This window comes from Pseudoduganella sp. SL102 (assembly GCF_027856995.1).
Lineage (GTDB): Bacteria > Pseudomonadota > Gammaproteobacteria > Burkholderiales > Burkholderiaceae_D > Rugamonas > Rugamonas albidiflava.
Genome location: NZ_CP115554.1, coordinates 704,386 through 720,475 on the forward strand (window position 1 = coordinate 704,386; position 16,090 = coordinate 720,475).

Annotated in this window: 16 protein-coding genes and 1 pseudogene; 14 read left to right on the top strand and 3 right to left on the bottom strand. The window is 66.9% G+C overall.

Features of this window, described 5'->3' with window-relative positions; translation table 11 throughout:
• The first annotated feature begins 67 nt into the window (after nt 1–67).
• From OU994_RS03120 to OU994_RS03185, 14 genes and pseudogenes are all read left to right on the top strand, one after another.
• Nucleotides 68–1,615, top strand: coding sequence for a S41 family peptidase (locus OU994_RS03120; RefSeq protein WP_281609597.1), 1,548 nt, complete (start codon nt 68–70; stop codon nt 1,613–1,615).
• A 6-nt stretch (nt 1,616–1,621) separates the two neighbouring features.
• Nucleotides 1,622–2,367, top strand: a pseudogene (locus OU994_RS03125) (ThiF family adenylyltransferase).
• A 300-nt stretch (nt 2,368–2,667) separates the two neighbouring features.
• Nucleotides 2,668–3,111 carry a type II secretion system major pseudopilin GspG gene (gspG, locus tag OU994_RS03130; protein WP_131148182.1) on the top strand — a complete coding sequence of 148 codons (444 nt, stop codon included), beginning with the start codon at nt 2,668–2,670 and terminating at the stop codon, nt 3,109–3,111.
• Nucleotides 3,112–3,126: 15 nt separating this feature from the next.
• Complete coding sequence (gene gspH, locus OU994_RS03135; protein WP_281609598.1) at nt 3,127–3,585, top strand: type II secretion system minor pseudopilin GspH; 459 nt, start codon at nt 3,127–3,129, stop codon at nt 3,583–3,585.
• Entirely contained in the window at nt 3,557–3,970 is a 414-nt protein-coding gene (gene gspI / locus OU994_RS03140; protein WP_373922536.1) for a type II secretion system minor pseudopilin GspI, read from the top strand. The genes gspH and gspI overlap by 29 nt, the downstream gene beginning before the upstream one ends.
• Complete coding sequence (locus OU994_RS03145) at nt 3,967–4,611, top strand: type II secretion system protein J (protein WP_281609600.1); 645 nt, start codon at nt 3,967–3,969, stop codon at nt 4,609–4,611. Before gspI ends, OU994_RS03145 begins: the two co-directional genes overlap by 4 nt.
• Nucleotides 4,608–5,531, top strand: a complete 924-nt coding sequence (gene gspK, locus OU994_RS03150) for a type II secretion system minor pseudopilin GspK (protein ID WP_281609601.1) — start codon at nt 4,608–4,610, stop codon at nt 5,529–5,531. The genes OU994_RS03145 and gspK overlap by 4 nt, the downstream gene beginning before the upstream one ends.
• 15 nt (nt 5,532–5,546) lie before the next feature.
• Complete coding sequence (gene gspL / locus OU994_RS03155; RefSeq protein ID WP_281609602.1) at nt 5,547–6,776, top strand: type II secretion system protein GspL; 1,230 nt, start codon at nt 5,547–5,549, stop codon at nt 6,774–6,776.
• Between the two features lie 131 nt (nt 6,777–6,907).
• Nucleotides 6,908–7,408: a type II secretion system protein GspM gene (gene gspM, locus OU994_RS03160; RefSeq protein ID WP_281609603.1), complete on the top strand. Its 501-nt coding sequence runs from the start codon at nt 6,908–6,910 to the stop codon at nt 7,406–7,408.
• Nucleotides 7,405–8,178, top strand: coding sequence for a type II secretion system protein N (gene gspN, locus OU994_RS03165; protein WP_281609604.1), 774 nt, complete (start codon nt 7,405–7,407; stop codon nt 8,176–8,178). The genes gspM and gspN overlap by 4 nt, the downstream gene beginning before the upstream one ends.
• Nucleotides 8,178–10,358, top strand: a complete 2,181-nt coding sequence (gene gspD / locus OU994_RS03170; protein ID WP_281609605.1) for a type II secretion system secretin GspD — start codon at nt 8,178–8,180, stop codon at nt 10,356–10,358. Before gspN ends, gspD begins: the two co-directional genes overlap by 1 nt.
• A 27-nt stretch (nt 10,359–10,385) precedes the next feature.
• On the top strand, nt 10,386–11,816 hold the full coding sequence (gene gspE, locus OU994_RS03175; protein ID WP_281609606.1) for a type II secretion system ATPase GspE: 1,431 nt from the start codon (nt 10,386–10,388) through the stop codon (nt 11,814–11,816).
• Between the two features lie 17 nt (nt 11,817–11,833).
• Nucleotides 11,834–13,054 carry a type II secretion system inner membrane protein GspF gene (gspF, locus tag OU994_RS03180; protein WP_281609607.1) on the top strand — a complete coding sequence of 407 codons (1,221 nt, stop codon included), beginning with the start codon at nt 11,834–11,836 and terminating at the stop codon, nt 13,052–13,054.
• Between the two features lie 31 nt (nt 13,055–13,085).
• Nucleotides 13,086–13,682, top strand: coding sequence for a type II secretion system protein N (locus OU994_RS03185; protein ID WP_281609608.1), 597 nt, complete (start codon nt 13,086–13,088; stop codon nt 13,680–13,682).
• Nucleotides 13,683–13,866: 184 nt separating this feature from the next.
• Here OU994_RS03185 and OU994_RS03190 read toward each other — a convergent pair whose 3' ends face one another.
• The 3 genes from OU994_RS03190 to hslV are packed head-to-tail and all read right to left on the bottom strand — an operon-like array spanning nt 13,867 to nt 16,021.
• Entirely contained in the window at nt 13,867–14,070 is a 204-nt protein-coding gene (locus OU994_RS03190; protein ID WP_131148171.1) for a hypothetical protein, read from the bottom strand.
• 17 nt (nt 14,071–14,087) lie between these two features.
• A complete protein-coding gene (gene hslU, locus OU994_RS03195; RefSeq protein ID WP_131148170.1) occupies nt 14,088–15,431 on the bottom strand; it encodes an ATP-dependent protease ATPase subunit HslU in 1,344 nt (447 codons plus the stop codon).
• Nucleotides 15,432–15,484: 53 nt separating this feature from the next.
• Nucleotides 15,485–16,021 (bottom strand): ATP-dependent protease subunit HslV, encoded by a 537-nt coding sequence (gene hslV / locus OU994_RS03200; RefSeq protein ID WP_131148169.1) that lies wholly within the window; start codon nt 16,019–16,021, stop codon nt 15,485–15,487.
• Nucleotides 16,022–16,090 lie beyond the last annotated feature (69 nt).

The following is a 16,090-nucleotide window of genomic DNA, read 5'->3' on the forward strand; positions in this document are numbered from 1 at the left end:
AGTTGGGGTGAGCGCATGCAATATCGATTCGCTGGCCGACCCTCCGTAGTACCTCAGTGGAACATCAATGGGTAACAAACTCAAGAGTATCGGCCTGATCGGCCTGGGCATGGTGGCCGGCGTGGCCGCCTCCATGAACTTTTCCGCGCTCGCGCAGCGGATCGACGCCCCGTTGCCGCTGGAAGAATTGCGCCAGCTGTCGGATGTGTTCGGCCTGATCAAGAGCGACTACGTTGAAAACGTGGACGACAAGAAGCTGCTGCAGGAAGCGATCGCCGGCATGGTGTCGTCGCTCGATCCGCATTCGGTGTACCTGGACGAAAAGGCGTTTCGCGAAATGCGCGAATCGGTGCAGGGCAAGTTCGTCGGCATCGGCATCGAAGTCTCCACCGAGGATGGCTACGTAAAGGTGGTTTCGCCCATCGAGGATACGCCGGCGTTCAAGGCGGGCATCCGCTCCGGCGACCTGATCACCCGCATCGACAACGTGCCGCTGAAGGGCCTGTCGCTGGACGAGTCGATCAAGAAGATGCGCGGCGAGCCGCGCACCAAGGTCGTGCTGACGATTTCCCGCAAGGGCGAGGACAAGCCCCTGATCGTGCCGATCGTGCGCGAGGAAATCCGCGTGCAGAGCGTGAAGGCGAAGCTGGTCGAGCCCGGCTACGTGTGGCTGCGCATCTCGCAGTTCCAGGAGCCCACCGTCGAGGAGATGGTGAAGAAACTGGCGGCGCTGTACGAGAAGACGCCGGACATCAAGGGCATCGTGCTGGACCTGCGCAACGATCCGGGCGGCGTCGTGCCGGGCGCGATCGGCGTGTCGGCGGCGTTCCTGCCGAAGGATTCGGTGGTCGTTTCCACCAATGGCCAGCTGGCCGATTCGAAACAGACCTTCTATGCACGGCCCGAATACTATGCCGGCCGCCACCCGGGCGACCCGCTGGCCAGGTTGCCCGCGGCGGTGAAGACCGTGCCGCTGGTGGTGCTGGTGAATGCCGGTTCCGCGTCGGCTTCCGAGATCGTCGCCGGCGCGCTGCAGGATTACAAGCGCGCCACCGTGATGGGCAGCACCACGTTCGGCAAGGGCTCGGTGCAGACGCTGCGCCAGCTGACCGCCGACACGGCCGTCAAGCTGACGACCGCGCGCTACTACACGCCGAAGGGCCGGGCCATCCAGGCCAAGGGCATCGAGCCGGACGTGCACGTCGATGAAACGGCCGAAGGCGATGGCCTGAACAGCCTGCGCCTGCGCGAGGCGGACTTGCAGAAGCACCTGTCCGGCGACGACAAGGAAACCCGCCCCGTGCGCCACGACGAACTGGAAGAGGAACAGCGCCTGCTGGCGCTGGCGAAGAAGCAGAAGCCGGTCGAATACGGTACCAGGGAAGACTTCCAGCTGGCCCAGGCGCTGAACCACTTCAAGGGCTTGCCGGTGAAGCTGGCCAAGGCCGACACGCCGGCGGAAAAGGGTGCTGCCGAGATCCTCGTCAAGCCGGATACGAAGACCGACACCGTCAAGCCGGAAGACAAGAAGGCGCCGCCCTCGCACGTGGCGCCGCCAAAGGCGACGCCGCCCAAAACCGCGCCGCTGGAAGCGCCGTCCTTGCAAACAAAATAATCGCGCATGAACGACGAACAGCTGCTGCGCTATTCGCGGCATATCCTCCTCGACGAGATCGGCATCGAGGGCCAGCAGAAGCTCCTCGGCGCGCGGGTGCTGGTGATCGGCGCCGGCGGCCTCGGTTCGCCCGCCGCGCTGTACCTGGCGACGGCCGGCATCGGCCACCTGACGATCGTCGACGACGACGAGGTCGACCTGACCAACCTGCAGCGCCAGATCGCCCACACCACGGCGCGCATCGGCCAGCCCAAGGCGCTGTCGGCAAAGGAAGCGATCGCGGCCATCAATCCGGACGTGCGGGTGACCGCGCTGATCGAGCGCGTGGACGATGCGCGCCTGGCCGAACTGGCCGCCGCCAGCGACGTCGTCCTCGATTGCACCGACAACTTCAAGACACGCCATGCGGTCAACCGCGCCTGCGTGGCGGCACGCGTGCCGCTGGTCTCCGGTGCCGTGATCCGCTTCGACGGCCAGGTCAGCGTGTTCGACCCGCGCAGCGCCGAGGCGCCGTGCTACTCGTGCCTGTTCCCGCAAGACCAGGCGTTCGAAGACGTCGCGTGCTCGACGATGGGCGTGTTCGCCCCGTGGTGGGCGTGGTCGGCGCCACCCAGGCGGCCGAGGCCCTGAAGATCGTGATGGGCATCGGCACCTCGCTGGCCGGCCGGCTGCTGCTGCTCGACGGCTTGCGCATGGAGTGGACCAGCATCGGCGTGGGGCGCGCGGGCGGCTGCCCGGTTTGCGCCACGTGAAACCGGTGACAGGCACAGATGCCGCTCAGATAAGCCAACCCCAACCGCAAAATCTGCGGTCAGACCCGTCGGGTCTGACCCCGGCAGTTGCCGTTGGGGTAGATGGAGGCGCTAGTGGCATGCAGAGCGGCTCGAGCAAGCGTCATGAGTAACAGGCCCGTTTTCCTCGAAACATTTCCCGGAAAATGGTGCCTGTCACCGTTTTTCCGGTAACTTCTCTTTACCTCCTTTTTCACCGTCGTGTAGCATTTCGGGCTTATACTTCAGCACTTTCGCTTTTTCACCGTGTCCTGAAGCTTCATGAAAATAGGTCTCCCTGTCATGCGCCGCGCGCGTGGTTTTACCCTCATTGAAATCATGGTCGTCGTCGTCATCATGGGCGTGCTGGCCGCGCTCGTGGTGCCCAAGCTGCTGGCCCGCACCGGCGAATCGAAGGTCGCCGCCGCGAAGGTCGACATCGCCACCATCATGCAATCCTTGAAACTGTACAAGCTCGACAACACTCGCTATCCGACCACCGAGCAGGGCCTGCAGGCGCTGCTGGTCAAGCCCACGTCCGGCCCGGCCGCCAACGGCTGGAAGGAAGGCGGCTACCTGGAAAAGATGCCGAAGGATCCGTGGGGCTTCCAGTACCAGTACCTGTCGCCCGGCATCAAGGGCGAGGTGGACGTGTTCTCGACCGGCGCCGACGGCCAGCCGGGCGGTACCGGCGAGGACGCCGACATCGGCTCCTGGGAAAACTAAGCGGCGGATCGCAGCATGCGCCAGCGCGGCTTCACCCTGATCGAGCTGCTGGTGGTGCTGGTCATCATCGGCTTCACGCTGGGGCTGGTGATGGCGAACATGGCGCCGAGCGGGCGCCAGGCGATGCAGCAGGAAGCGCAGCGCGTGGCCCTGCTGCTGCAGCTGGCGCGCGACGAAGCCATCGTGCGCAACCGCCCGATCGCGTTCGAGGCCGGCGCGCAGGGCTACCGCTTCCTGGTGCGCGAAGGGCGCGAATGGAAGACCCTGCCGCAAGACGACATGCTGCGCGAACGCGCCTTCAAGCGCACCCCGATGACCCTGCTGCTCGATCCCCCCACCAATCTCCCCGGCGCGCCGCTGCGCATCGTGTTCGGCCGCGAACCGGTCGACAAGCCATTCGTGCTGACGCTGGCGTACGACGACGTGCGCACCGCGGTGCGGGCCGATGGCATCGGCCATTTCACGGTGGAGTAAGGTGAACGGCGCGACGACGCGGCCCGGCGAACGGGGTTTCACGCTGCTGGAAGTGCTGGTGGCGCTGTTCATCGTCGGCACGGCGCTGGTCGCCGCGCTGCAGGCGATCGGCAGCCTGACCCGCAACAGCGAAGGCTTGCGCACGACCATGATGGCCACCTGGTCGGCCGAGAACCGGCTGGTGCAGATTCGCCTGGCCAGGGTGTTCCCCACGGTGGGCAAGACCTCGTTCGCCTGCCCGCAGGGCGACCTGCAACTGCAGTGCGAGGAAGAAGTGATCATCTCGCCGAACCCGCTGCTGCGCCGCGTGGAAGTGTCCGTGTACGACACCGCCAATCCGCAACGCCGCATCATCAAGCTGGTGCAACTGGTGCTCAAACCATGAGGCAGCGCGGCTTCACCCTGATCGAGCTGCTGGTGGCGATCTCCGTGCTGGCGATCGTGGCCGTGCTGGGCTGGCGCGGGCTGGACAGCATCCTGCGCTCGCGCGTGGCGCTGACACAGGAGATGGAACAGACGCGCGGCATCCAGCTGGCCTTCGCGCAGTTGCAGAACGACCTGGAACAGCTGGCCCAGAGCGACGTGATCGGCGCCCAGCGGCAAAACCTGGTGGCGGACAACCTGCGCCTGATTTTCGTGCGCACGCATGCGCCGGATCTCGGCCCCACGCAGCTGGTGGTGGTCAGCTACCGCCTGCGCGACGGTGTGCTGACACGGCGCGAATCGGCCGCCACGCGCGACCTCGTGCAGCTGGACGCGCTGTGGCAGGTCGCCCTGTCCGATGGCGACCCGGTGCCGGGTGTCGGCCTGCATGCCGGCGTGGCGGGGATGGGCGTGCGCCTGTGGACCAACGGCGGATGGACGCAGCCGCAGAATGGCGGCACCAGTGCAGGAACAAGCAGCTCCGGGGCCCCGGCCCCTGGTGGCACAAGCGGCACCACCGGGCCGGCCGGCCTGGAAATGTCGCTGCAACTGATCAACGAACCGAACCCGCTGGTGAAGGTCTTGCTGCTGGGGGCGACATGAGGCGGACCTTGCAGCGCCAGCGCGGCGTCGCCGTCGTGACCGCGCTGCTGCTGACGACGCTGGCGGTGACGATCGTGGCCAGCCTGTTCTGGCAGCAGCAGGTGCAGGTGCGCTCGGTGGAAAACCAGCGGCTGCACCTGCAGACGCGCTGGATCCTGCGCGGCGCGCTGGACTGGGCTCGCCTGATCCTGCGGCAGGACGGGCTGGACAACCCGACGGTCACCCGCGCCGATGGGGTGTGGGCCACGCCGCTGGCCGAGACGCGGCTGGACCAGTACGTGGAGCGCGAACGGATCGAGGGCGAGGATTACGACGCCACGCTGAAGGGCCAGATCTATGACGCGCAGTCGCGTTACAATCTGGCAAATCTGGCCTCGGACACCGGCATCAACGCGGATGAAACGCGGGCATTCGGGCAGTTGCTGAGCCTGTTGCAGCTGGACGCCGGCCTGGCCCAGCCGGCGGCGCAACTGGTGCTGCGCGCCGCGCAGGCGGCGCAGCAGCAGGGCGCTGGCAGCGCGCCGATGCCCTTGCAACGTGTCGACGATCTGCTCGTGGCGGGCTTTCCGCAGGCAGCCGTCGAAAGGCTGCGCGACTTCGTCGTCGTGCTGCCGCGGGGGCAGCAGGTGAACGTGAACACGGCGCCGGCGGAAGTACTGGCCGCGGCCGTCGAAGGCATGTCGCTGTCGGAAGCGCAGGCACTGGTTGCGGCGCGCCAGCGCACATCATTCGCGAACGTCGGCGATTTCAATACGCGCGTACAGGGCCGGAAATCGCTGGCACAGGTCGTGGTGCGCAGCGACTACTTCCTCGTGCTGAGCCAGGTGCGGCTGGACCGCGCGGCGCTGGAATCGTGGGCGCTGATCAGGCGCGGGAAGCCAGGCCAGCCGATCACCCTCGAGTGGATACGGGAAATCTAAGGAAAGCAAATCGTTTTGACGACTCTCTACATAAGTTATCCCGCCCGCGCGTCCGCGGCCGACATCGGCGCGGCGTGCGCCTATGCGCAGGTGGGCGACGGCGGCAACCTGATGCAGCAGGGCGCCGGTGCGCTGGGCAAGCTGGGCGACCTGGTGGCGGCGAGCCGCAAGGTGGTGCTGCTGCTCGCCGCCGCCGACGTGACACTGCTGCGCGTGGCCGTGCCGCCGCTTTCCGGCAGCCGGCTGAAGGCGGCCATCCCCAACCTCGTCGAGGAACAGTTGCTGGGCGATCCGGACGACTGCGTGTTCGCCCTGGGGCCGGCGCAGCCTGGCGGCAGCGAGCGCACCGTGGCCGTGGTGCAGCGCGCCTGGCTGGACGTACTGGTAAAGGCGCTGGTGCAGCAGGGCGCGCGCGCCGTGGCCGCGCTGCCGGCGCAACTGTGCCTGCCGCTGGCGCCCGGCGGCGTGTCGGCATCGCTCGCCAGCGACGAGGGCGGCCTGGAACTTGCGCTGCGCACCGGCCAGTACGAAGGCATGGGCCTGGCATTGCCGGCGCAGCCGGATGGCGCGCTGCAGGTATTGCGCGCGCTGGCCGGCGAGGCACCCGTCACGCTGTATGTGCCGCCCGCGCAGCACGCGCAGTACGAAGCGCTGCTGCCCTCCGTGGTAGGCATCACGCTGGAAGAAGATCACTGGGCGCACCGGATCGCGGCCAGCAAGGCCGTGCAGCTGGACCTGGCGGCCGGTCTCGCCGCGGCGAGTGGCGCCCGTGCACAGGCCTGGAAGCAGTGGCGCTGGCCGCTGCGGCTGGCGCTGCTGGCGGTGCTGGTCAACCTCGTCGGCCTGAACGTGGAATGGCTGCGCATGAAACGCGAGGCCGAGGCATTTCGCCAGTCGATGGTGCAGATTTTCCGCGCGGCCTACCCGAACGAGAAGGTGGTGCTCGACCCGGCCGCGCAGCTGCGCGCCAACATCGCCCGCGCGAAGGCGGGCGGCGGCGCGTCGGCAAAGGATGACTTCACGGCGCTGGCCGCCGCGTTCGGCGAGGCGCTGGGAGCGCTGCCACGGCGCGATGTCGTGGCCGGCCTCGAGTACCGCGAGCGCGCGCTGGTCGTGCGCCTCAAGCCCAACAGCGTCGATGGCGGCGCCCTGGCGCAGGTGCAGGCGCAACTGGCGCCGCGCGGGTTGACGCTGACGGAAACGGGGGCGGGAACATGGGAATTGCGCGCGGGAGGCAAATCGTGAGTGAAGCAAGGAACGGCACGGCAGCCAGCGGGCTTGCCGGCAGTGAGCCCGCCAACAAGGGACCTGCAAACAATGGGCTTGCAAACAATGGGCTTGCAAACAAGGGGCTTGCAAACAAGGGGCTGGCCGGCATGCGCGCCGCGGCGGAGGCCTTCTGGAGTGCGCGCACCGAACAGGAGCGCCGCTTCCTGGCGGTGGGCGGCATCGTGGTCGGCCTGGCGCTGGTGTATGCGGTGCTGGTCGATCCGGCGCTGACGGGCCGCGAACAGCTGCGCAAGGCATTGCCGCAACTGCGCCAGGAAACGGCGGAAATGCAGGCGCTGGCGGCGCAGGCCGCGCAAGTGGGTGCGCAAGCCCCGGTGCAGGTGCAGCCGCTGTCGCGCGAAAGGTTGACCGCGGCATTGGCGGCGCGCGGGCTGGACGCGCAAAACCTCGCCGTCACGGGCGATTACGTGAAGGTGGACTTCAAGGGCGTGCAGTTCGCCGGTCTCGTGACGTGGCTCGATGCCGTGCGCCGCGACGAGCGGCTGGCGGTGCAGGAAGCGAAGATCGGCACGCAGGGCGGCAAGGAAGACAGCGCCGGCCTGGTCGACGCCACGCTGACCCTGCGCCAGGAAGCGGGCAGCCGATGAAGCGTTTCATCCTCTGGCTGCTGGCGATCGCCGTCACGGCCGTGCTGACGCTGCTGGTGTTCTTCCCCGCCACGTGGGTGGCCGCGCTGGTGGAAAAACAGACCGGCGGGCGCCTGGCGCTGGGCGACGCGCAGGGCACGCTGTGGCGCGGCTCCGCCTTTGTCGGCGGTGCGGCCAGCGGCAACGGCGCGGTCACCCCACTGCTGCCGGGGCGTTTCGCCTGGAAGCTGTCGCCGCTGTCGCTGCTGGGCAGCGTGCGCATGGAACTGGAGAACCCGGAAGCGCTGACGCAGCCGGTCATCTTCACGGGCAGCTGGCGCGCCTGGCAATTGAGCCCGGCGGCGCTGAAGCTGCCGGCCGATGGCCTGGCCGGCCTGGGCGCGCCGCTCAATACGCTGGCGCTGTCCGGCCGGCTGCAACTGGCATGGACTTCGCTCGCGCTCGCACTGGAGAACAAGAATATCCTGGCGAACGGCGTGACCACGCTGCAGATGCAGGATGTTTCGTCGCGCCTGGCGCCGATCCGGCCGCTGGGCAGCTACCAGCTGGCGCTGGACTGGGCCGGCCAGCAGGCTGCCGTGGCGCTGACGTCCACCAAAGGGCCGCTGCTGCTGTCCGGCAGCGGCCAGTTGCGCAACGGCCGGCTGCAATTCTCCGGCCAGGCCGAGGCGGCCGCCGGCTATGAAGATTCCCTTGGCAACCTGCTCAACCTGCTGGGCCAGCGCCGCACTATCGGCGGTAAAAACATCATCGCACTCGAGTTCAGATAATGAAAACTGCAAGCAAACGTCAACTTCCCGCGCTGCGGCGCCTGTCCGCCGGTGCGCTGCTGTGCTGCGTGCTGTCCTCTTCCGTGGGCCCCGCATGGGCCGCGCCGCAGGATGAAGCCGCGCTGAACTTCGTCGGTGCCGATATCGAATCCGTCATCAAGGCGGTGGGCCACTACACCAACATCACGTTCCTGATCGATCCGCGCGTGAAAGGCACGATCACGCTGGTCTCGGAAAAATCCATCAGCAAGTCGCAGGCCTTCTCACTGCTCACCTCCGCCTTGCGGCTGCAGGGCTATGCGATCGTCAGCGGCGACGGCTATGCCAAGGTGGTGCCGGAGGCGGAAGCCAAGCTGCAGGCCACCCCGACCATCGTGACAGGGCAGGCCGCGCCGAAAGGCGACCAGGTGGCCACCCAGGTATTCCAGCTCAATCACGAGTCGGCGGCGAACCTGGTGGGCGTGCTGCGCCCGCTGATTTCCACCAACAACACGATCAACGCGAATCCCGGCAACAACACGCTGGTGATCACCGACTATGCGGACAACCTGAAGCGCCTGTCGAAGATCATCGCGGCCATGGATACGCCGGCGTCGGCGGACATGGACGTGATCCCGGTACGCCACGCGATCGCCAGCGACATCGCCTCGATGATCAACAAGCTGATGGAGCCGGGCAAGGGCGGCGATGGCGGCGGGCAAGTCTCGGCGCTGGCCGACCCGCGCACCAACTCGCTGGTGCTGCGCGCACCCTCGGTGGCGCGTGCCAACCTGGCCCGCTCGCTGATCGCCAAGCTGGACATGCCCACCTCGCAATCGGGCAACGTGCACGTGGTGTACCTGAAGAACGCCGATGCCACGCAGCTGGCGGAAACGCTGCGCGCCGTGATGTCCGGCGAAACGCCGGTCAATACCGGCGCGTCCGGCAATGCGCTGAACAATGGCGCCATGATGCAGACCGGCGCCAACAACACCATCGGCCAGAGCGGCATGTCGTCGCAGAACTCGGGCCCGACCAATCCGCTGCTGTCGGGGAACCGCACGGGCACCCAGCAGGGCACCACGGGCGGCACGGCCGGCTTCATCCAGGCCGATGCCTCGACCAACACGCTGATCATCACCGCGCCGGAAACGGTCTACCGCAACCTGCGCGCCGTGATCGACCAGCTCGACGTGCGCCGTGCCCAGGTCTACATCGAAGCGCTGATCGTCGAGGTCTCGGTCGACAAGGCCTCCGAATTCGGCGTGCAGTGGGTGGGCGCTTCCGGCAACAGCAACAGCGATTACCGGATCGGCGGCCTGCAGTCGTTCTCCAGCGGCGGCAACAACCTGGTCAACGTCTACAACGGCGACGCGGCGCCCAGCAATGGCCTGACGATCGGCATCTTCAAGCAGCTGGCAGGCGGCAAGCTGGGCCTGGGCGCCGTGGCGCACACGCTGGAAACGACCGGCAACGGCAATATCCTGTCCACGCCGAACATGATCACGCTCGATAACGAGGTGGCCACCATCCGCGTGGGCCAGAACGTGCCGATCCTGACCGGCCAGTTCACCACCACGTCCGGCACCAACACCAACCCGTTCCAGACCATCGACCGCAAGGACGTCGGCCTGACCCTGAAGGTGAAGCCGCAGATTTCCGAAGGCGGCACGATCAAGATGGCGATCTACAACGAATCGTCGTCGGTGGACCAGTCGTCGCTGACCACCTCGTCGTCCGGCATCATCCTGAACACGCGCGTCATCGAGAACAACGTGATCGCCGACGATGGCCAGATCATCGTGCTGGGCGGCCTGATCGAGGATACCGCGTCGGATGGCGTGGAGAAGGTGCGCGGCCTGGGCGACATTCCCGTGCTGGGCAACCTGTTCAAGTACAACACGCGGGCGCGCAAGAAAACCAACCTGATGGTGTTCCTGCGCCCGGTGGTCATCCGCAACAAGGAGCAGAGCATGAGCCTTGCCGCCGACCGCTACGACTACATGCGCGCCTCGGGCGCCGATTTCACGCCGAGCGACACGATCCTGCTGCGCCAGCTGGGCCAGCCGCAACTGCCGGCGCTGAACAATGGCGTGCCGGTCGGCTCGCCGACGGTGGCCGCGCCGGTGCCGCCGGCACCGGTACCGGCCGGGGCGCCGGGAGCGGCCCAGCCGGTTCCGCAAACCACGCGGCAGCAGTGATGCTGGCTCATCCGAACAGGCGGCATCATGGATAATCTTCTTCCCTACGCGTTCGCCCGCGATTTCCTCGTGCTGGCCAGGGGCGGCGAGCGCGATGGCACGGTCGAGGTGCTGGTGTCGAACGCCACCGCGCCTTCGGCGATCGCCGAGGTGTCGCGCCGCTTCGGCCGCATCCGGCTGCAACCCGTGCCGCGCGCGCAGCTGGAGGAAGCCATCGCGGCGGCGTATGCCGGCACCGGTGGCGACGTCTCGCAGGTGGCCGACGAATTCGACGCCGACCTGGACCTCACCCGGCTGCTGCAGGATGTGCCGGCCATCGAAGACCTGCTCGAATCGTCGGACGACGCGCCGGTGATCCGCATGATCAATGCACTGCTGACGCAGGCGCTGCGCGAGGGCGCGTCGGACATCCACGTGGAACCGTTCGAGCAGATTTCCGTGGTGCGGTTCCGCATCGACGGCGCTCTGCGCGACATCGTCAAGCCGAGAAAGGCGATCCACGGCTCGCTGATCTCGCGCATCAAGATCATGGCGCAGCTGGACATCGCCGAGAAGCGCCTGCCGCAGGATGGCCGCATCACGCTGCGCGTGGGCGGCAAGCCGGTCGACGTGCGCGTATCCACGCTGCCCACCGGGCACGGCGAACGGGCCGTGCTGCGGTTGCTGGACAAGGAAGCCGGCCGCCTGGACCTGCAGCACCTGGGCATGAGCGAGCCGATGCTGGCACGGTTCAACGGGCTGCTGGCGCAGCCGCACGGCATCGTGCTGGTGACGGGGCCGACCGGTTCCGGCAAGACCACCACGCTGTATGCCGCGCTGTCGCTGCTGAACTCGACGACGACCAATATCCTCACCGTCGAGGACCCGATCGAATACGACCTGGCCGGTGTCGGCCAGACGCAGGTGAATGCGCGCATCGACATGACGTTCGCGAAGGCGCTGAGGGCGATCCTGCGCCAGGATCCGGACGTGATCATGATCGGCGAGATCCGCGACCTGGAAACGGCGCAGATCGCCGTGCAGGCATCGCTGACGGGCCACCTGGTGCTGGCCACGCTGCACACCAACGATTCGGCATCGGCCGTGACACGCCTGCTGGACATGGGCATCGAACCGTTCCTGCTGTCGTCGTCGCTGCTGGGCGTGCTGGCGCAGCGGCTGGTGCGCAAGCTGTGCGGCGAGTGCAAGCGCAGCGAGGTCACGCCGGGCGGGCACGTGTGGCACGCGGTCGGTTGCGACGCGTGCGGCCAGACGGGCTACCAGGGCCGGGTCGGCATCTACGAACTGCTGCAGACGACGGACCGGATCCGCGGCCAGATCCACGACCGCGCCTCCGAAGCCGCGATCAAGGACACGGCGCTGGCCGATGGCATGACGACGATGCGCGAGGACGGCGAGCGCTGGCTCGCCAACGGCACCACGACGCTGGCCGAGCTGCTGCGCGTCGCCAAGGATTGAGATTGGGGATGAACTGAATGCCGGCATTCCGTTATGAAGCCGTCGATGCGGGCGGGGCCACGAAGAAAGGCGTCGTCAACGCGGACAGCCCGCGCGCGGCGCGCGCCGACCTGCGCGCCAGGGGACTGGTACCGATCAAGGTCGATACCATCGCGGCGCAGGTCGATGCCAGTGGCGCATCGACGCGCCGCGGGCTGGGCGAAAAGCTGTCGACGACGGAACTGGCGCTGTTTACGCGCCAGATGGCCAGCCTGCTGGAAGCGGGGCTGCCGCTGGAGCAGGCCTTCACCGCACTGCTGGAACAGGCCGAGCGGCCATATGTGCGCGACCTGATCGCCTCGATCCGTTCCGAGGTGATCGGCGGCGCGGCGCTGTCCGACGTGCTGAAACGCCACCCGCGCGACTTCGCCGAGATCTACCGGGCGCTGGTGGCGTCGGGCGAGCAGATCGGCCAGCTGTCGCGCGTGCTGTCCCGGCTGGCCGACTATATCGAACGGCGCAACGCACTGGTGCAGAAGGTGCGGCTGGCATTTACCTATCCCGCCATCGTCACGGTGGTGGCGTTCGCGATCGTGATCTTCCTGCTGACCTACGTGGTGCCGCAGATCGTGTCGGTGTTCGCCAATACCAAGCAGAAGCTGCCGCTGCTCACGGTGATCATGCTGGCCGTCTCGGATTTCGTGCGCAACTACGGGCTGGTCGTGCTGGTCTTGCTGATCGGCGGCTGGATCGCGTGGCGCCGCGCGCTGCAGAACATCGCGCTGAAGACGCGCTGGCACACGTGGCTGCTGACGGCGCCGCTGTACGGCAAGTTCGAGCGCAGCCTGAACACGTCGCGCTTCGCCAGCACGCTGGCGATCACTACCGGTTCCGGCGTGCCGATCCTGCGCGCGCTGGAAACCAGCCGGGATACGCTGTCGAACGTGGCCATGCGCCAGCTGGTGGAAGAGGCCAGCGACGCGGTGCGCGAGGGCGTGAGCCTGGCGCGAGCGCTGTCGGCCCAGAAGCATTTCCCGCCGATGCTGATCCACATGATCCGCGCCGGCGAAATCACCGGCGAGCTGCCGGCGATGCTGGAGCGCGCCGCCGCCGCCCAGGAAGCGGACCTGGAGCGCCGCACGCTGACGATCGCCGGGCTGCTGGAGCCGGCGCTGATCCTGGCGATGGGCGTCGTCGTGCTGCTGATCGTGCTGGCCGTGCTGATGCCGATCATCGAGATCAACCAGCTGGTGCGCTGATGGGCGCCGCGAGATTTTTACCGGAGTTCGAATGAACCGTTTGCCGCATCACCTTCCCGCCATTGCCACCCTGGCCGCCGTGGTGGCGCTGACCGCGTCCACGGCCTACTGGAGCCTGCAATTGTTCAAGCCGCAGCAGCGCCAGATCGCCGTGGTGCCGGTGCAGGAAACACCGCCGCCGCCGGTCGACGCGGCACTGGGACTGTTCGGCGGGCAGGCCACGGTCGCTACCGCCAGCACCTACGAATTGCGCGGAGTGGTGGCTGCCCGCGACGGCCGCGGCAGCGTGGCGATCATCGCCACCAGCGGCGACACACCGAAGGCTTACCCGGTCGGCAAGGAAGTGGCGCCGGGCGTCACCGTGGAGGATGTGCAGGCGCGCCATGTGACGCTGCTCGACGGCGGCGTGCGCAAACGCCTCGATCTGCTGCCGGACGCCGGCATGTCATCGACCACCGCCGCGCCGCTGCCGCCCGTGAACCGGGCCGCGCCACCGCCTGTCGCCATGCCGGCGCCACAGCCTTCCGCCACGCCGCTGGTCACGCCGCCCGCCGGCACGCCGACCGGCCCCGCCGGCCAGCCCGCACCTGTACAGATGGGGCCAGCCCAGCGGCCCAGCCTCCAATAAACAGGCTCGGCTCCTGCTGCCGTTACGATAAGTCCACCCCAAATGCAAAATCCGGGGTCAGACCCGGCGGGTCTGACCCCAGCCTTTGCCGTGGGGTGTAGGCATGCAATAGCCAGGCTTCGTCGCTCAGTTCCGCAATAAAAAATGATGTCAGACACCGGCGTACATCGACGTGCGGTGCAGCTTAATCGTCCGGATCCGGCTTCAGCTTGGCTTTCGCAATGGCGGCCTTGGCGGCCTGGCGCTCGGCGGACTTGCTGCGCTCGTGCGGCCCGGCCGCGCGCGCCTTGGCCAGCGCGGCGAAAGGGTTGCGCGGCTTGGTGAACGATTGCGACGGCTCGATGCGCAGGCGCATCTTTTGCCGGGTCGCCAGGGCCTTGTTTGCCATGATCCAGACCGTGTGGATTACAGGACGTAGCGGGACAGATCCTCGTTGACGGACAGCGCTTCCAGTCGCTGGTTTACATAGTCTGCATCGATGACGATATGCTTGTCGCCCGGGTCGCTCGCCGCGGTGGCCGAGAACGATATTTCCTCCAGCAGCTTTTCCATCACCGTGTACAGCCGGCGTGCGCCGATGTTCTCGGTGCGTTCGTTGACCTGGAACGAGATCTCGGCCAGGCGCGTGATGCCGCCCGGGGCGAATTCCAGCGTCACGCCTTCGGTGGCCAGCAGCGCCGCGTACTGCAGTGTCAGGCAGGCATCGGTGCTGGTCAGGATGCGCTCGAAGTCGGCGATCGACAGCGATTCCAGTTCCACGCGGATCGGGAAGCGGCCCTGCAGCTCCGGGATCAGGTCCGACGGTTTCGCCAGGTGGAAGGCGCCGGAAGCGATGAACAGGATATGGTCCGTCTTGATCATGCCGTACTTGGTGTTCACGGTGGTGCCTTCGACCAGCGGCAGCAGGTCGCGCTGCACGCCGGCGCGCGACACGTCGGCATTGCCCATCTCCGAACGGGAAGCGATCTTGTCGATCTCGTCCAGGAACACGATGCCGTTCTGTTCCACGTTCTGGATCGCCTTCTGCTTCATCTCGTCTTCATTGACGAGCTTGGCCGCTTCCTCGTCCAGCAGCACCTTCATCGCATCGCGGATCTTGATCTTGCGGGCTTTCTTGCGGTTGCCGCCCACGCCGGCGAACATCGACTTGATCTGCTCGGTCATTTCTTCCATGCCGGGCGGTGCCATGATCTCCATCTGCGGCGCCTGGTCGGCCAGCTCGATCTCGATTTCCTTGTCGTCCAGTTCGCCCTGGCGCAGCCGCTTGCGGAAGGTCTGGCGCGTGGTGTCCTTCTCGGCCGGCGCATCGTTGCTGGCCGAGAAGCCGAAGTCGCGCGGCGGCGGCAGCAGGATGTCGAGCACGCGGTCTTCGGCCGCATCCTCGGCGCGGGCGCGCACCTTGGCCATCTCGGCCTGGCGCGTCTGCTTGATGCCGATGTCGATCAGGTCGCGGATGATGGTGTCCACGTCGCGGCCCACGTAGCCGACCTCGGTGAACTTGGTGGCTTCGACCTTGATGAACGGCGCGTCGGCCAGCTTGGCCAGGCGGCGCGCGATCTCGGTCTTGCCGACACCGGTCGGGCCGATCATCAGGATGTTCTTCGGCGTGATTTCATGGCGCAGCGGTTCCTCGACCTGCTGCCGGCGCCAGCGGTTGCGCAACGCGATCGCCACGGCCTTCTTCGCCTTGCCCTGGCCGACGACGTGCTTGTCCAGTTCGCCGACGATTTCCTGCGGGGTCATGTTCATATGGTGTTATTCCTGCTGTTGTCCGTGGTTGTCGATGGTGGCCCGTTGGGCCATCAATCCAGCGTTTCGATAATGTGCGACAAATTCGTGTAGATGCACAGTTCGCCGGCGATCGTCAGCGATTTCTTCACGATCTCGGCAGGCGTGAGCTCGGTGTTCTCGAACAGCGCCTTGGCCGCCGACTGCGCGTACACGCCGCCCGAACCGATCGCGCCGATACCGTCTTCCGGCTCCAGCACATCGCCATTGCCGGTGATGATCAGGGTCGATTGCGCATCGGCGACGAGCAGCATGGCTTCCAGCCGGCGCAGCACGCGATCGGTGCGCCAGTCCTTGGCCATTTCGACGGAAGCGCGCAGCAGGTTGCCCTGGTGTTTCTCCAGCTTGGCTTCAAAGCGGTCCAGCAGCGTGAACGCATCGGCGGTACCGCCGGCAAAGCCGCACAGGACCTTGCCCTGGTACAGCTTGCGCACCTTGCGGGCCGAGCCCTTCATGACGATATTACCCAGCGTTACCTGTCCATCGCCGCCCAATGCCACCTGGTCGCCGCGCCGGACGGAAAGGATGGTCGTGCCGTGAAATTGTTCCATAGTTGCCTCAAGTGATGACGCCAGCCGCGAAAATGGGGACCGATCAAAAAATTGCAAGGCGGATAAAGA